15 protein-coding genes are annotated in these 17,170 nt (G+C 47.8%); 7 read left to right on the forward strand and 8 right to left on the reverse strand.

What is annotated here, in order from left to right:
- Positions 1–18: 18 nt before the first annotated feature.
- Positions 19–1,023, reverse strand: coding sequence for a DHH family phosphoesterase (locus VM802_RS00635; RefSeq protein ID WP_325526882.1), 1,005 nt, complete (start codon positions 1,021–1,023; stop codon positions 19–21).
- 164 nt (positions 1,024–1,187) lie between these two features.
- On the opposite strand from VM802_RS00635, the gene VM802_RS00640 reads away from it, so the two are divergent.
- Positions 1,188–1,604, forward strand: coding sequence for a nucleoside-diphosphate kinase (locus VM802_RS00640; protein WP_325526884.1), 417 nt, complete (start codon positions 1,188–1,190; stop codon positions 1,602–1,604).
- Between the two features lie 303 nt (positions 1,605–1,907).
- Here the strand turns inward: VM802_RS00640 and VM802_RS00645 are convergent, their stop codons facing one another.
- Positions 1,908–5,363, reverse strand: coding sequence for a pyruvate carboxylase (locus VM802_RS00645; RefSeq protein WP_325526886.1), 3,456 nt, complete (start codon positions 5,361–5,363; stop codon positions 1,908–1,910).
- 103 nt (positions 5,364–5,466) lie between these two features.
- Between VM802_RS00645 and xerD the strand changes: the two genes are divergently transcribed.
- Positions 5,467–6,366 carry a site-specific tyrosine recombinase XerD gene (gene xerD / locus VM802_RS00650; protein ID WP_325526888.1) on the forward strand — a complete coding sequence of 300 codons (900 nt, stop codon included), beginning with the start codon at positions 5,467–5,469 and terminating at the stop codon, positions 6,364–6,366.
- Positions 6,367–6,675: 309 nt separating this feature from the next.
- Here the strand turns inward: xerD and VM802_RS00655 are convergent, their stop codons facing one another.
- On the reverse strand, positions 6,676–7,566 hold the full coding sequence (locus VM802_RS00655) for a hypothetical protein (RefSeq protein ID WP_325526890.1): 891 nt from the start codon (positions 7,564–7,566) through the stop codon (positions 6,676–6,678).
- Positions 7,567–7,927: 361 nt separating this feature from the next.
- The gene (locus VM802_RS00660) at positions 7,928–8,683 is read right to left on the reverse strand and encodes a hypothetical protein (RefSeq protein ID WP_325526891.1); all 756 of its coding nucleotides are present in this window, start codon (positions 8,681–8,683) and stop codon (positions 7,928–7,930) included.
- Between the two features lie 272 nt (positions 8,684–8,955).
- Between VM802_RS00660 and VM802_RS00665 the strand changes: the two genes are divergently transcribed.
- The 5 genes from VM802_RS00665 (at position 8,956) to VM802_RS00685 (ending at position 12,552) form a co-directional block, all read left to right on the forward strand.
- The gene (locus VM802_RS00665) at positions 8,956–9,387 is read left to right on the forward strand and encodes a hypothetical protein (RefSeq protein ID WP_325526893.1); all 432 of its coding nucleotides are present in this window, start codon (positions 8,956–8,958) and stop codon (positions 9,385–9,387) included.
- Positions 9,388–9,468: 81 nt separating this feature from the next.
- The gene (locus VM802_RS00670) at positions 9,469–10,092 is read left to right on the forward strand and encodes a hypothetical protein (RefSeq protein ID WP_325526895.1); all 624 of its coding nucleotides are present in this window, start codon (positions 9,469–9,471) and stop codon (positions 10,090–10,092) included.
- On the forward strand, positions 10,079–10,888 hold the full coding sequence (locus VM802_RS00675; RefSeq protein WP_325526897.1) for a sensor histidine kinase: 810 nt from the start codon (positions 10,079–10,081) through the stop codon (positions 10,886–10,888). The genes VM802_RS00670 and VM802_RS00675 overlap by 14 nt, the downstream gene beginning before the upstream one ends.
- A gap of 116 nt (positions 10,889–11,004) precedes the next feature.
- Positions 11,005–11,661 carry a response regulator gene (locus tag VM802_RS00680; protein ID WP_325526899.1) on the forward strand — a complete coding sequence of 219 codons (657 nt, stop codon included), beginning with the start codon at positions 11,005–11,007 and terminating at the stop codon, positions 11,659–11,661.
- A 42-nt stretch (positions 11,662–11,703) separates the two neighbouring features.
- Positions 11,704–12,552, forward strand: coding sequence for a DUF2911 domain-containing protein (locus VM802_RS00685; RefSeq protein WP_325526901.1), 849 nt, complete (start codon positions 11,704–11,706; stop codon positions 12,550–12,552).
- Positions 12,553–12,606: 54 nt separating this feature from the next.
- Here VM802_RS00685 and VM802_RS00690 read toward each other — a convergent pair whose 3' ends face one another.
- Genes VM802_RS00690 through VM802_RS00705 form a run of 4 tightly spaced genes read right to left on the reverse strand, consistent with a single transcriptional unit; the run spans position 12,607 to position 17,138 of the window.
- Positions 12,607–14,292: a sodium:solute symporter family protein gene (locus VM802_RS00690; RefSeq protein ID WP_325526903.1), complete on the reverse strand. Its 1,686-nt coding sequence runs from the start codon at positions 14,290–14,292 to the stop codon at positions 12,607–12,609.
- Positions 14,289–14,420 (reverse strand): hypothetical protein, encoded by a 132-nt coding sequence (locus VM802_RS00695; protein WP_325526905.1) that lies wholly within the window; start codon positions 14,418–14,420, stop codon positions 14,289–14,291. Before VM802_RS00695 ends, VM802_RS00690 begins: the two co-directional genes overlap by 4 nt.
- A gap of 49 nt (positions 14,421–14,469) precedes the next feature.
- On the reverse strand, positions 14,470–14,646 hold the full coding sequence (locus VM802_RS00700; RefSeq protein ID WP_325526907.1) for a hypothetical protein: 177 nt from the start codon (positions 14,644–14,646) through the stop codon (positions 14,470–14,472).
- Positions 14,647–14,657: 11 nt separating this feature from the next.
- The gene (locus VM802_RS00705; RefSeq protein ID WP_325526909.1) at positions 14,658–17,138 is read right to left on the reverse strand and encodes a PIG-L family deacetylase; all 2,481 of its coding nucleotides are present in this window, start codon (positions 17,136–17,138) and stop codon (positions 14,658–14,660) included.
- Between the last annotated feature and the right edge of the window lie 32 nt (positions 17,139–17,170).

Here is a 17,170-nt window from a genome sequence, read left to right on the forward strand (position 1 = left end):
TATTAGTAGTTGATATACTTATTGTAACAGCGTTTCGTTTTCTTCGATGGCTTTGATGAACCTGTTGACTGTTTTATCGAGCGGGTCGATGCTTCTGCCACCAGATGCGTTGAAGTGTCCGCCGCCGTCAAAATATTTGCGTGCAAATGTGTTCACATCAAAGTCTCCTTTGGAGCGGAAAGACAACTTCACTTCCACGTTGCGGTCAATGATGAGGGCAGCGAGTTTGATGCCCTGGATAGACAGCAGGAAATTTACCAGTCCTTCCGTATCGCCGGTTTGCAGATCGAATCGTTTGAGGTCAGAGTACGGTATAGCCAGCATCGCCGTGTTATATTCATAGAATACTTCCATGCGGTTAAGGAGGCTATGCCCCAGGAAGCGCAGGCGGTTTTCCAGGAAGTTATCATAGATAGCCTGGTGGATAACTTCGTGTTGCAGGCCTCTGTCCATCAGATCGGCCACCATGCGGTGTACCCGCGCTGTGGTTGAACCAAATCTGAAAGAACCGGTGTCTGTCACTGTACCAGCGTAGATGCACTGGGCAATTGCCAGGTTGATCATTTTCTCATCGCCCAGTTTATAAATTGTTTCATAAACCAGTTGGGCGGTGGAGCTGGCGGAGGTATCGCTCACGCCGTAATCAAAACTGGGTTGCGGTTCCAGGTGATGATCTATCAGGATCTTGACACAATCCAGTTTCTCCAGATATGGCGTCATGTTCTTGGTGCGGTATAAGGCATTGAAATCAAGACAGAAGAGCAGGTCAATTCCCAGGAGTGCTTCCTGGGCCTTGTCTGTAGACGACTCAAAATCAATTACGCCCTCAGCACCGGGCATCCATTTTAAAAAATCCGGGAAATTGGTGGGAGATATTACAGTAACATGATGTCCTTTCTGTATTAAGTAGTGATACCATGCTAACGAAGATCCCATCGCATCAGCGTCCGGTTTTTGGTGCATCGTGATCACCACTTTCTTAGGGTTTTCCAGTAAAGGCTTAATTTCCTCGATCGACTTCATTCAAAAACTGTAATGTTAAGAGTAATATCATATCACGACCAATGGATTGTGACAGAAAATGAAGTGCGAAGATCTTCATTTGAGCCAGAATTTCAAAATTTTTTACCACTAAAGAAAATGTAATTACTTTTGCGGCCTAATCTGTAATTCGGAACAATACATATATGAGCAACAGAACCTTTACAATGATTAAGCCTGATGCAGTTGCAAACGGGCATATTGGCGGCATCCTGAACATGATCAACGCGGCAGGCTTCCGTATCGTGGCCATGAAAATGACACAGCTGTCTGCTGCAAAAGCAGGTGAGTTTTATGCTGTGCATAAAGAAAGACCATTCTATGGCGAACTGGTTGAATTCATGAGCAGCGGTCACATTGTTGCAGCTATCCTGGAAAAAGAAAACGCAGTTGAAGAATTCCGTAAACTGATCGGTGCTACCAACCCTGCTAATGCAGAAGAAGGTACTATCCGTAAAAAATACGCCGAGTCAATTGGCCGTAACGCCGTTCACGGTTCTGACTCTGACGAAAATGCTGAGATTGAAGGTAACTTCTTCTTCAGCGGACTGGAAAAATTCTAGTACAGCTTATTATGAAATCTGTGAAGCCGGTTGAGATTCAACCGGCTTTTTGTTTATCATAAAGTACTGGTTATATATACTTTATCATCATTCTCCTTTACTGTCGGTCCAAACAACCGGACATTTGACACACAACAAGCGACACACTGGCAAAACCGCTTTCATTTTCAACCTGTTTCATGCCTTAAAACTGCTTAAAAGCAGTCATACAGTGCTCAGAAAGCCATCAAACTCCAATAAAACAAAGAACTCATTTTCAATCATTTAATACTCATACCCTATCACATTACTTTCAACAGAAGGTTATTTTTCAAATTCTATCACCAGATCGTCCTGTTGCACCATTGTTCCTTCGCTTAATACCACTGCTTTCACGTTCCCCTTTCGTGTAGCCGTTACGGTTGTTTCCATCTTCATTGCTTCAATAATAAACAGCGGAGCGTTTGCCTTTACGTTGTCGCCAGCTTTCACCAATACCTTCGACAACCGGCCCTGCAATGGTGCGCCTGTTTCTAGTTCAGGATTCGTCACCTTCCGGTTTACCGGCGTAATACTCTTCACACTTCCATCCCTTACCTGCACGCGGCGGGCATAACCGTTCAGCTCAAACACGACTGTACGCATCCCGCTCTCGTCGGCGGGCAGTATGTACAGCAACTTCACGATAATGGTCTTGCCCTTGCTCAGCGTGATCAAAATCTCTTCTCCCATTTTCAGACCGTAGAAGAACGCGGGCGTTGGTATCGCTTCCACGTTCCCATATATCATGGCATGCTGATAATACTCATCAAATACTTTCGGGAACATCTGGTAACTCAGGTAATCGAGGAACTCTGCATGCGGATACTTTTGCTGGAACGCGGCAAAGTCGGCCTCAAAATCAACCGGCGGCAAATGTTCGTTCGGTTTGCCACGCAAAGGTTGTTCACCTTTCAGGACAATACGCTGCAGTGCTTCCGGGAAGCCGCCATAAGGGACGCCCAGCTCACCGCGGAAAAATCCCTTTACGGATGCCGGGAACGCCAGGTTGCGCGTTTCATCCATTACGTCTTCTGCCGTTAGCTGGTTGCTGGTCATGAACAGTGCCATGTCGCCCACTACTTTGGAGCTGGGGGTTACTTTCACGAGGTCGCCGAACAGCTTGTTCACCACCGCGTAATTAGATTTGATCTGCTCGAGCTTGTCGCCCAATCCGAGTGATTCCGCCTGCTGGCGCAGGTTGGAATACTGCCCGCCTGGAATTTCGTTTTCATATACCTGGGCTGTCCCCGCCTTCATATCTGATTCAAACGGATAGTAATATCCCCTTACATCCTCCCAGTAGTTACTGTATTCATTCAATGAAGCGAGGTTCATTTTCTGTCCCCGTGGATGGTCCTGCAATATAGCCACCAGTGAATTGAGGTTGGGCTGAGAGGTAAGTCCGCTCACTGATGCAATGGCACAGTCCACCACATTCACACCGGACTCTATGGCTTTCAGGTAAGTGGCCGACTGGATACCGGAGGTATCATGCGTATGCAGCACGATGGGCAGTTTCACCGCCTCCCTCAAAGCAGGAATCAGCACCGCAGCGGCTTCCGGTTTCAGCAGCCCGGCCATATCTTTCAGAGCCAGCATATGCGCACCGGCATCTTCCAGTCTGCGGGCAAGCTCTATATAATACTGTAACGTATATTTATTACCGCCAGGCCGCAACACATCGCCGGTATAACTGATGGCTGCCTGAGCGAGTGCATTTGTACGCTCGCGTACAAAGCGGATACTTGGCTCCATTGCCTCCACCCAGTTGAGCGAATCAAAGATGCGGAAAACATCAATCCCGTTCTCCCATGCTTTCTCTATAAATTCAGCGATCAGGTTTTCCGGATAGGCAGAGTAGCCCACGGCATTGGAACCGCGGAAAAGCATCTGGAGTAACATGTTGGGCATAGCTTTGCGCATCTGCTGCAGCCGGCGCCAGGGACATTCATGCAGGAAACGCATGGCCACATCAAACGTGGCTCCGCCCCATACTTCCATTGAAAATATCTCAGGGTTGTTCTTGACGTATCCTTCGGCTACCGCCAGCATATCTTTGGTACGCACGCGGGTGGCCAGCAGGCTCTGATGCGCATCACGGAAAGTTGTATCGGTAAAATGTACAGGAGTTTCGTCCCGCAGCCATTGTACAAACCGCTCACGGCCCATTTTCTCCAGGCGGTCCTTGCTGCCTTCCGGAAACTCCTTTACCGGATCGTTGAAAGGGACTACCGGATTGCGGAAACGATGCCGCGGGTCTGGTTCCTTCACATCGGGATGCCCGTTCACGGTTACGTCCGCGAGGTACAGCAGCGTTTTGGTGCCACGGTCACGGATTTGCGAGAGCCGGAACAGCTCAGGATGCTTATCGATGAATGCCACTGTGCAGTTACCCTTACGAAAGATATCGTGTGTGATTACATTCTCCAGGAACCGGATATTTGTTTTGACACCGCGGATGCGGAACTCGCGCAGCGTGCGATGCATACGGCCAATGGCGCCGGAGAGCGTACGGCCCCAGGCGGTTACTTTCACCAGCATCGAGTCAAAGAACGGTGATATTTTCACACCGGAATAAGTGCTGCCTTCATCGAGACGGATACCAAACCCACCGGCGTTACGGTAGGCGATCACGGTACCGTAGTCGGGTTTGAAGCTATTCTCCGGGTCTTCTGTTGTGATACGGCATTGGATGGCGAAGCCATTCAGGTGCACATCACTCTGGTCTTTCAGGAATATCTCCGGATCAGAGAGCTTATGCCCCTGGGCAATGAGGATCTGCGACCGTACGATGTCGATGCCGGTCACTTCTTCCGTCACGGTGTGTTCTACCTGTATGCGTGGATTAACCTCTATAAAATAGATATGGTTGGATCTGTCTACCAGGAACTCCACTGTGCCCACGTTATTGAAGTTCACTTTGCGGGCAAGGCGCAGCGCATATTCGTATAGTCTTTCCCGTGTATGTTCGGGCAGATTGGGGGAAGGGGCGATCTCCACCACTTTCTGGAAACGCCGCTGTACGGAGCAGTCGCGTTCGTAGAGGTGGACAATATTGCCATGCTGATCGCCCATCAGCTGTACTTCAATATGTTTGGGTTCTTCTATAAATTTTTCTATGAATATGGTATCATCGCCGAAGGCTTTGGCGGCTTCACTGCGCGCTTCCAGGAAAGCCCGTTCCAACTCCTCATTACCCGCCACCATACGCATGCCTCTGCCCCCGCCACCGGCGGCGGCCTTTAGCATAACGGGGAAACCTATACGATTTGCTTCCGCCATGACAGTGTCGACATCTTTGAGCGGCACGCGACTGTCTTCAATAAGCGGTACTTCTGCTTCGCGGGCGATGGCTTTGGCGGCCACTTTATCTCCCAGTTGCGCCATGATCTCGGGAGAGGGCCCCACGAAGATGATGCCTTCTTCGCGGCAGCGGGTAGCGAAATGTACATTCTCGCTCAGGAAGCCGTAGCCGGGATGAATAGCATCCACCTGCTGTGTTTTTGCAAGATGGATGATCGCTTCCACATCCAGGTAGGGTTTGAGGGGGTCGTCGTCTTTTCCGATCTGGTAGGCCTCGTCTGCCTTATAGCGATGAAGTGAGTAGCGGTCTTCATAAGTAAATACCGCTATCGTACGGATGCGTAATTCTGCAGCAGCTCTCAATACGCGTACGGCAATTTCACCGCGATTGGCCACCAGAAGCTTCGTGATCTTTTTGGGTGTCTGTAACGTCATGGCCGGTTGATGATTGATTTAGGATTAAGATTGATTCAGGATTAAGTAAGATCGATATGGCGTTATTCATTAAAAATAGTGTAAAACTTTTAACTTGCCAGTTATGTGGGCATCATTCAGGAAACTATTTAAAGGTTATTTAAAATTGGAACGGTCCATGTCTGACCATTCCATCGAAGCATATTTAAGGGACGTCGAAAAGCTGGAGCAATACCTGCAGGCCCATGGACAAGAGAAACTGCGCCCGCAGGACATTACGCTGGCGGAGTTACAGGGATGTGTACAATGGATTGCCAAACTGGGGATGACTGCCAGTTCGCAAGCGCGGACCATTTCCGGTATCAAGGCATTCTATAAGTTCCTGTTACTGGAAGACATGACAAAAGAAGATCCCACACAGCTGCTGGAGGCGCCCAAGCTGGAACGCAAGCTACCGGATGTGCTCACCTTTGAAGAAATAGAAAAGATCATTGCGCAGATTCCGCTGGATACGCCGGAAGGACACCGCAACAAGGCCATCCTGGAAACGATGTATAGCTGCGGGCTCCGCGTGAGCGAAGTGATTAACCTGCAGATCACACAGCTACATATGGATGTGGGTTTTATCCGCATAATAGGGAAAGGCGATAAAGAGCGGCTGGTACCCATTGGACGGGATGCGATGCAGCAGATACATCTTTACCGGCAACATGTTCGTATACACATGCCCGTTAAGCACGGCCAGGAAGATACCTTGTTTCTTAACCGCCGGGGCGGGCAGCTGAGCCGTGTAATGATTTTCCTTGTCATCAAGGACCTGGCGCAGAAAGCTGGTATTGTTAAGAATGTGTCGCCACATACCTTTCGTCATTCCTTTGCTACACACCTGGTGGAAGGCGGTGCTGACCTGCGCGCCGTACAGGAAATGCTGGGGCATGAAAGCATCACCACTACGGAGATCTATACACATCTCGACAGAGAATACCTGCGCGATACGCTGGCGAGGTTTCACCCGCGGTTTTAGTTTCTCGCAAAGGTGCAAAGGAAGCAAAGAAGCAAAGGGTATTTTTAAGTTGGCAAAGAACTTTTTGATAGTCCGTAAACACCGTCAGGTACTATTAAATAGTCTTAATAAACTTAAAAATGCCCTTTGCTTCTTTGCTTCTTTGCTTCTTTGCTTCCTTTGCACCTTTGCGGGAAACCCGTGCCTTTACGGGAAAAAGAAACAGCCACCGAAGATGGCGGCTGTTTTACCTGATTGTTTGGGGGTGTACAAACAGGGGGAGTTTTAAATATTGCGGGGAGCAAACATGGAGGGGGATTCGAAAAAATATCAGGCTTGCTGTTGCTCTTTGCCGGCAATATGATGCCGGTAACGCAGGCTGTATACTTCCTGTTTCCTGCGACGTATTCCGGAAACAACAGCTATTCCATTAAGCCAGTAATAAAGATGTTCAGACGCCCGTTTCACAATGGATGACTTATATATAATATGATGACAGCTACAGGGCGCAAGGTTCCGCCTGTCATTTGCAGCGGCATGCTGTTCATTTTCTTCCCAGATAATATAATTATCCCTATAGATTTTAAAGTAGACATCGGGGCCAATTTCTGCGTATCTTTCGGCGCTACCATAAAGATCCATACCTGAGAAGCGCATCATGTACCTGCCATTTTCGTTGGTAAAAGCCTGCCCTATTTTGTGGCCGGTGGCCGCATTGAAGGCTTCCACTTTCAGTTGTGACGGCGTGTTTACAGCGCCCTGTGGTTTGACCAGTCCGGTAATGACCCATACGCCTGCATTTCCACATAGCACATTCCAGGTTTCAGAGGGTACTACGTAAGCGTAAGCGCTCAGATAGCCATTACGGCTGCGTTTCCAGGGCAGTACCATCCGGCTGAGGTGATAATTGCGCGGTTGTTGCTTGCCTTTTTTGCCGGGCATATTATCAAGGCACAGATCCAGGTCCAGCGGTTCTGTAAACAGGTGACTCTCTTCCCATGACAAGCTGAAATTGCCGTGTTCGTCCAGTGTTGTCTGCGCCAGCAATCGGTCTGCCTTCATGAGTACCTCCCTGGCTGACAGCGGGCGCAGGTCATTAAAAACATTCTCATTCTTCTGCCGGTCGTCAGGCAGGTATATTCTTATCCTCGCATTTGCAAGCGGCTCGATACAATCATCACAGATCAGTGCAGAGATATTTCCGATTAACAGGTAACTCATTGGTGTTAATTTTTTCAGTGAAAAAATAAGGGGTTAACGAGTTCGCCCTACACGTCCGCCGGATGTAGCGGTACAATTCTCTGCATAACATTTCCTAAAAACAAACAAGGTAGAAAGGCCCTGCGTGCTGATGAATATTGATCCAGGCTGACAGTTCAACTGATCATCGACGATTTGTTGATGCAAAGATTGGGAAGAAATTTTCCGGAGACAAGCGTTGGAGAACTGAAAAAAAATAATGCGTAGAAATACGCATTTCCCCGAAGAAAATACGGGAAGGTGGTGACAGTCTTGTATTTGTAACAGATGTAACATAATGGAAGAGCGCCCGGAGACAGGGCGCTCCCTGGGTATAGATGGATTATAGATCAGACAGATCCTGTGCGGCATCCTGGCTGGAAGGCGGGCAGGGTCTCCCTCCACCTATCGGGCCGGGGCCGGCTTCTTCACCTTCTATAATAGCATGCAGGCTTTGTGCGCATCTGTTTACAGCCAGCAATATAAATGAGTGTGACTGTTGTTCATCGAGTGCATTGAAAACGCAGACGCCGTCACAATCCGGCGTGGTGAGCATGGCATCGAAAGCGTGTCTTCCGAACAGGACAGACTTTACGCCTTCCGGCTGCTGGTGTTGCCAGGTATGGATCATCTGGCGGGCTTCGTTCAGGGAAATGAAGGTACCGATGCCACTTACTTCAGGGAAGCCGGTTGACTTCCTTGATTTTATCACGGGCTGGGGATAAACGGCGAAGGGATCGGCCGGACATATTGGCGGGCAGGGAATGCCACCATCGAGAATAGGAGCTTCTGCTTTAAAGAGCCCTTCTTCGTTACTCAGAAAGTAAGACAGGATGTTACCGCCTTTGTCATTAACTGCGACAAATATGAGTGCCTGCTTATTTTCCTGATTGATACCATTGAATATGCGTATGCTTTCGCAGCCAGGTACATTCAGCAGTTGTTCAAATACCCGGCGGCCATACATAAAGGAACGGACCGCATCCGGGTATTGCTGCTGCCAGCCCTGGGTCATATCGAGAGATTGTTGTAACGTGATGCTATAGCCGGTATCTTCAGCTATGGCCGGTTTCCGGGAGATTACTGGGTTCATTAACATACATGTGATATTAAGAGGGTTTAAAATCGGGGAATAGAAATGCGTGTTAAATTAACGAAAATGTGACGATCTATTGTGCGTATAAATACGCAAATTTCAGTGACAGTTACGGATAATACACTTCAGCAAGATAACTTAAAACAGCCTATAACCGGCCACCATACAACATCATAGCGCAATGAAAATAACCAGGACCACTGCAGTCCCACAACCGTACTATTGCAGGAGTGTTAATTTATAATAATTTTACCTCCAAATTAAAACTACCCACTATGAGCGATTATGCAAAGAGGCCGATACCTTCCGATGCGGGCGGCTTCATTTCCAGAGAAGAAATGGATCTCCTCACCAAAAATTATGATGATGAGCATGCCGTTCAGAACCAGAAGTCCTTTAAGGGACATGTAAAAGCGATGTGCTTTGGAAAAGACAAAATCATTCAGCTGTTGAGTCACCCTGATTGTGTTGCCGTAAGAATCTATTACGGTCTTAAGATTGACACAGACAACGATGGTATCAAAGAAAAAAAGATGGTACTAGTTGCTGTGGATAAAAATGGTAATGATATTCTCCCTCCGCCAGTAGACAAACATACCGGCTCCGTAGCCAAAAGCATGTCAGCATCACGAGCGATGATACTGGACGATGGTCACCCTTGTCCGGATTATTGCAGCGGCGGAGAAGGTACAAAAGCAGAAAACTAATATTTATAAAAAAACAACGTGAATTTAGACCTGTATTATTGGACTTGTTATACTGTTATGACGGGGATCGAACTATTAGTTATGATCCCCTTCATAACTAACTTCAAGTCACTGGATGCCCCAAGTAAATGGATCTTCGCCTACGTAATATGTAGTGTTGTATTTGCCACCGGATCATGGACCATCAACAAGATATTTGGCAACAATATGTGGTTTTTCAGCATGATGCATGTAATACAATTCGGGATACTGTCCGCGTTTTACTGGTACTGCATCAAGAACCCCGCTATCCGATCCTTCATAAAATTTATGCCGTTTGTGATGCTGGTGATCTTTTCACTGGATATCTTTAAACTGGAAGGCATCAAATCCTATAACTCTATTTCTGCCGGCTTCAAATCCATTGTAATCCTCGCCTATGGAGCTATTTATTTTTTACAGCTTCTGCAGGACAAATCATTACTTGAAAGATCAATTTATATTAATAGCCTGCATACATTCTGGTATAATGCCGGTATATTCCTTTATTCCTGTACGTCTTTTTTCTTTACCATCAGCTATAACCTGGTACAAGGATCGAAAGTGGGTAGGTTCCCTGTAATCAGGATCATTCTTTCTACGAATTATATAGTAGCTACAATTACGATGATTCTGCTGTATATTGGTCTCACTAAATATAAAAAGTCGAGATATGCAGCTAGTTGATATTATTGTAATCGGCTCTACAGTAATGTTAATTCTGGGAGTAATCGTGATTTCGCTGGTGATATTGCAACAGAAACAGGTAATTCAGCATAAGCTTATTCTCAGAGACAAGGATCTCCAACTGCAGCGGGAACGCCTGATTGCTGTCTTACAAGGACAGGAGCAGGAAAGAAAACGTATTGCAGAAGACCTGCACGATGAAGTAGGCGCCCAACTCTCCGTACTGAAGCTGAATCTCGGCAGCCTTCAGCCTTTACTGAAAACCGGTAACGGAGAAACGGAGCGCCTGAAGGAAACCAAAGAGTTTACAGACACCATCATACAGCAATTACGCTTCATCTCCCAAAGCCTCCATCCGCAGGCCCTGGAAAACCTTGGCCTAGCGCATGCGCTGGACTCGTTCTGTAACCTGATCAACAAGAACAAGGAGGTGAAGATCGCTTTCCGCCGTGGTGGCAACGGGCAAACCGTAGATATGGAAAAAGCGCTGAATGTATACCGCGTGGTGCAGGAGCTGATCAACAACATCCTCAAACATGCACAGGCCGCGGAAGTGCTGATCACTTACCAGACAACTCCTTCCCTGCTTACCGTCACCGTTGAAGATGACGGAAACGAAGCCCTGCTGCAATCCCTGGAAGATTCACGCAAGAAATCCGGAAGCCTTGGCCTTAAGAATATCGAAAGCCGCCTCAATATTATCGGCGGAAGTATTACCTTCACAAAGAGAAAGCCCAATGGAACAATAGCTACCATCAATGTAGAAAATTATCAACTTCCTGCACAGAATAGTTAAGACTATGTTGTTTTATTACTAAATTGCCGTCCGATTAAGTTGTAGCAGTTAACAACATGACCGGCAATCGTTTATTCACAATAAAATAATATAAACTCTCTATAAACTGTCCATCTATGGCTCACATTAAAGTGGCAATTGCGGACGATCACAAAATCTTCCGCAGTGGAGTGATCAATACATTGGTTCCATATGAAAATATCCGTTTCGTGTTTGAAGCGGATGATGGATTTCATTTACTTCAGAGCATGGAACAACAGCTACCTGATGTTATTCTCATGGATCTGAAAATGCCCAACATGGATGGTATCGAAGCCACGATCAAGGTGAAAGAAAAATACCCGGACGTGAAAGTTATTATCCTCACGATGTACGAGGACGATAATTTTATTGTGCACCTTGTCGAGAATGGAGCTAATGCTTACCTGCTGAAAAATGCAGAACCGGAAGAGATCTATGAAGCCATCTGCACTACTTATGACAAAGGGTTTTACTTTAATGAAAATGTAAACCTCGCACTGCTGAAAAAAGTATTACATAAAAACAAACAGCAGTTCAAACCGACACTGAAAAACGAAGTACAGCTCAATGACCGCGAACAGGAAGTATTGAAGCTGATCTGTAACGAATACACCACCCAGGAAATATCAGAGCAAATATTCCTCAGTCCGCGCACCGTGGAGGGCATCCGCCAGAAGTTACTGGAAAAGCTCAACGTTAAGAACAGCGTTGGCCTTGTACTGTACGCATTCAGAAATGGCTTGATTGAGTAGCATCTTCGCCATTCCCTACATTGCCACCAATTATCACCCGATATGAGAACACTCAGAACTTTCGCCGCCACTGCAGGCGCCATGCTTCTTTTATACGCCGGCTCTGCACTCGCGCAAGGCATTAAAATGCCCGCGCCCAGCCCCGGCCAGACTATCAAACAGGACTTTGCCCTGTCTAACGTGGAGCTCACTTACTCCCGCCCAATGAAGAAAGGCAGGGTAATCTTCGGTGACCTCGTCCCCTATAACAAAGTATGGAGAACGGGCGCCAACTCCGCTACTGTTATCACTTTCGGAGAAGATATAAACTTCGGCGGCAAACCTGTAAAAGCAGGTAAATATGGACTGCTGACCATCCCTGGCCCGAAGCAATGGACAGTGATTCTCACCAGTAGCCTGGATGTAAGCAGCCCTTCTATGTACAAGCAGGAGAACGATATAGCGCGCGTGAATGTAATACCCGTTGCGGCGCCATTCTCCCAGGAGAGCTTCACTATTGACTTTGAGAACATACAGCCCTCTTCCATGACACTGGCCATTAGCTGGGATAAAACCAAAGTGCCAGTAACGATCACTGCAGATATTGACGGCAAAGTCACGGCACAGATCGAGGAAGCAATGAAAGGCGATAAAAAGCCCTACTTCCAGGCTGCTATGTATTATTTCGAAAGTGGTAAGGACCAGAAACAGGCCATTGAGTGGATCGATAAAGCTGCAGAACAGAACCCTGACGCCTTCTGGGTAATGTACCAGAAAGCCAGAATGCATGCAAAGGCCAAGGATGTAAAAGTAGCAAAAGAATCTGCGCAGAAATCCATAGAACTGGCAACTGCTGCGAAGAACGATGACTATGTTGCGTTGAATAAAAAATTACTGGCAACGCTGAAGTAAGTCAGTCAGTTACCAGCTTTTAGCCTTTAGCTTTCATGTGCTAAAGGCTAAAAGCTATCTCCTTCTCACCAAAGGCTGAAGTATCAGGGCAAATAAAAGTACCAGCAGACAACCAATTGCATTGAGCCAGAGGAAGGAAACCTTTTCCGCCCAGTACATGGCTAACACTACAGCTTCGGCCGCAATTGCCGCCCAGAAAGTAGCCGTCCCACCCACACGTTTCAGGTAGAAAGCCACCATGAATATTCCCAGGGTTACACCATAGAACCACGATCCCAGCACATTTACCACTTCAATCAGACTGCCCAGGCCACTCGCAAACTGGGCTACCACAATGCAAAAAACGCCCCAGAGTAATGTCCACAGCCGGGAAACACGCAGGTAGTGCTCTGGTGCTGCATTGTCATTGTATAATCGTTTATATACATCAATCACCGTTGCGGACGCGAGTGAATTCAAGGCCGCGGCAATACTGCCCCATGCAGCCAGGAAAATGATAGCGATCAGTAAACCTACCAATCCTTTCGGCAGGCTGTTCACCACAAAATGGAGGAAGATATAATTAGTATCACTGGCATCACCGGCGGGATCAGCAGTCTTGATAAGGGATACCACTTCCTGTCTTACTGCATTCGCATTATTCTCGGTTATCTGCAGCGCGGTGCGGGCTGTTTCAACACGGGTGGGATTCCCCGCTTCTATAGCAGCTGCCAGATCTTTCACCTGTTGTCTTTTAATATCACCCAACGCCTCATACTTATTCTCCAACTGCTGCAACGCAGGGCCGTGGGTAGTTGCATGCACCCTCGCCAATTCTGCCTTATTGAAGAACACCGGCGCGCGAAAGTAGAGATAGAACACAAACACCAATGCACCAATCAGCAATATGAGAAACTGCATCGGAACCTTTACGAAGCCATTCATGAGCAATCCTATGCGGCTTTCCTTCACAGACTTTGCTGTCAGGTAACGGCCTACCTGAGACTGATCCGTACCGAAATAAGACAGCGCCAGGAAGAAACCACCTATCAGGCCGCTCCAGATATTGTATTTATCGTTCCAGTCGAACTTCGTAACAATTACATTCAGTTTGTTCATTTTGCCTGAGACCTGCAAAGCCTCTTTCAGCCTGATATCCGGCGGCAGCAGATGGATGACCATCCATCCGGCCAGGAACATTCCCCCGAAGATGATGGCAAGCTGTAAAGTCTGTGTATAAGCCACTGCACGGGTGCCACCGGCTACCGTATAGATGATCAGCAAGCCGCCCATGATCATATTGGTCCAGTAGAGATTCCAGCCCAGCAGAGAGGACAAAATAATGGAAGGTGCGCAGATGCTGATACCGGTAGACAGGCCACGCTGAATGAGAAATAACGAAGCAGTGAGTGTTCGTGTTTTCAGGTCAAAGCGTTGTTCCAGAAATTCGTAGGCGGTATATACTTTCAGTTTATGAAATATGGGAACAAACGTTATACATAGCACCACCATAGCCAATGGCAGGCCGAAGTAATATTGCACAAAGCGCATCCCGTCAGTATAGGCCTGACCGGGAGCTGAGATAAAGGTAATGGCGCTGGCCTGTGTACCGATAATAGACAGCAGTACAATATACCAGGGCATGGACTGGTTGCCGAGGAAATAACTTTCCATATTCTGCTTTCCACGGCTTTTCCATATACCATACAGAATAATGATCGTCAATGTTGCTATCAGTACGATCCAGTCTAATGCGCTCATGAAAACGTTTTGGTAAATAAATAGAAAAGCACGATCAGCAGTAACAACCAGATTACTACCAATACATACCAATACCCCCATGATGGGAGCAATGGCGGTTTCTCTTCATGCAGTTCTTTTTCTGTCATGCAGCAACGGAGATTACAGGTCTATGAATAATGTTAATCAACTCCAGTGTTAATCCTCTGAGCTGCTTTTGGTCCACATGCTGCCGGTGAGCAGCCCCAGTCCGATGCCTATCAGCAATCCGATGTGCACCTTCTTTATCTCAAATCCTATGAACAGCCCCAGGAGGATACAGAATATAGCTGCTATCCTCAGCCGGGGACGATTTTGTTTGTGTTTATTACTCATGTGCACTTACACTATTTAGCAGATATCAGGTTTACAAATAAACGGTATGCGCCCGGCACACCTGCAGGCAACTGCCTGAAGAAAGATAAACCAGTATAAACGTATCTGCCTTTGCCATATTGCGCGATGAGGGTAGATTCATCCATGGGCGACTCTCCCTTATCGTGCATGGTAAAAAGTTTACGGTATGATTTGTCGGCGTTGGCAGGGAAATACAGGCCACGTTCCTGTACCCAGCCATTGAAATCTGTGTTAGTGATATTGTTTGGATAATGCAGTACCGGGTCTTTCTGATCAATGAACCCTACAGCAGCATTTTCATCTGTAACCCTGTCGCGGGAGAGCGTGAACGGGAACGGACCAAGATCTGTTGTCACCAGCGGGCTGCTGACGTTATACTGCACAACGAATGTGCCACCGTTCTTCACATAATCCAGCAAGCGAGGCTGCCAGTATTTCATACGTGCGTTAACGTTATATGCCCGCACACCGGCAATGATAGCATCGTATTGTTGTAACTGACCGCCCATAATCTCCTTCTCTCCCAGTTCGGTCACATCGTAGCCTACCTGACGCAGGGATGCCGCCACCATATCGCCGGCTCCGGGTATGTATCCCAGCCGGTTGCCGTTATGCTTCAGATCTACTGTTACCAGCCTGGCTGCAGCCGGCGGGAACAAAGTGATCAGGGGGATATGGTCGTAGCGGATCTCGCGGATGCTTTCCGTATAGTCTTTACCGTTACAGTTCATCACCACCGTGAATGTATCCACATGGTTAGCCTGTGCAGCCTTCACCGGGCTGATGGTGAAGCGTACTTCTGCTTCATCGCCTTTCTGTCTGAGCTGGAAAGGCAGGCCATTTTCCTTCGCGGTGAAGCCTTTCGGCAGTTGCAGTTTCACGGTGCCGGCGGCATCGTCCACCATCGCCTTTATCTTTACAGGTACTGTCTGCGGTCTATTATCGGTGAAGATGAACACCTGGTTGTTCAAAGACGCCACTACCGGCGGCACGATCACCAGTGGCTGGTACAACTCTCCCTTTACAGGATCGGTATATTTATATTGCAAAGGGCGGATGATCTCAAAATCCTGACCGCCCATTTTCACCCTGAACACCGCATGTAAGGCGGGTATATTTTCCGGATTACCTACCAGCAGCGGATCATCTACGCGATACATGCCTACCGGATGTTCTTCCTTCAGCCAGTAGGGCTGCGACTCCGGCACAGCTGCCAGAACCGGGAAAGATTTATTTTGTGAAAACAGTTTATTGAAAGACAACTGCTGACCAGCGCTGATACTGTTTTTACCGGGAAGATCAATGCTTTCCAATGTAACAGGCACATTGCCGCGGTTGATCACCTGCAGAACCGCCTCCATATTATGACCAGGCGACACATGTGGCGTAGTGCTGTAAGCCTCTGCCCACAAACCTGCACAGGCATATATCAGCTGTTCGGTTTCCTTCAATTTGAGGTTGCGCCAGTATCCGGCGGGCAAAGCCTGCATGGCTTTACGAATATCCAGCAATGCAGGAACAGAAGCAGCAGGATCGTCGATGTTATATGTCTGCAATGCCTTATCGATCATAGCACCGATGGCAGCACCGCCCGGAATGCGTGACCAGCCGGTATTTACGCCATCCATCAGGCTGCGTTGCGGCGTATCTCCTTTAATAGTAGTAAAATATTCCATGCTGCTGCCACGGCCCGCAGGCACTCCGAAACCCTGGCTCTTATGCTGGGACCGGCTTTCAGCGGCAATCTCCCCATACCCTTTCCCTAACAGGAAATTGTAGGCGCCTACATCTATTTTAAACTGATCTTCCGAAGTGGTGTTGGCTCCACCGAAGTTGAAGGTATTCCATAATATCCTTTTGGCCTGCCAGGGCTGCACATATTGCAGCTGCTCCGGAAAGCGTCTGGGATCTACCGCCGCCGTAAATGCTTCCGCGGCGAGCATAGCAGATGCCGTATGATGTCCGTGTCCTGCTCTGCTATCAGCCGGGAAACGGCAGGTGATTACATCCGGCTGAAACTTCCTGATCATCCACACCACGTCTCCCAGAATCCTTTCTTTATCCCAGATGGTAAATGTCTCATCAGGGTTCTTCGAAAAACCGAAGTCCTGTGCACGGGTGAAGAACTGCTCTGCCCCGTCAATACGGCGTGCGGCCAACAACTCCTGGGTGCGGATAAGCCCTAGCAGTTCAGACTGCTCATCTCCTACCAGATTCTGTCCGCCGTCACCACGAGTGAGCGACAAATAACCGGTGCGGTATAACTTCTCCTTTGCCAGATAGCCCAACAGACGGGTATTTTCGTCATCAGGATGTGCAGCAACATATAATACGCTCCCCAGCGTGTCCAGCTTTCTGAGCTGTAATTTTATATCGGCCGAATTCCAGGCGGGTGATGGCTGCGCCTTTGCAGGCAGTGTGACAATCAGCCCTGCTATCAGGAATATCGCGGCATAGCTTCTCAAGAACATGTGTTAGTACGTGTGATTTACAGGTTGCCAAA

Origin of the sequence: Chitinophaga sp., from assembly GCF_035538455.1 — a bacterium.
In the GTDB taxonomy this organism is placed as follows: Bacteria; Bacteroidota; Bacteroidia; order Chitinophagales; family Chitinophagaceae; genus Chitinophaga.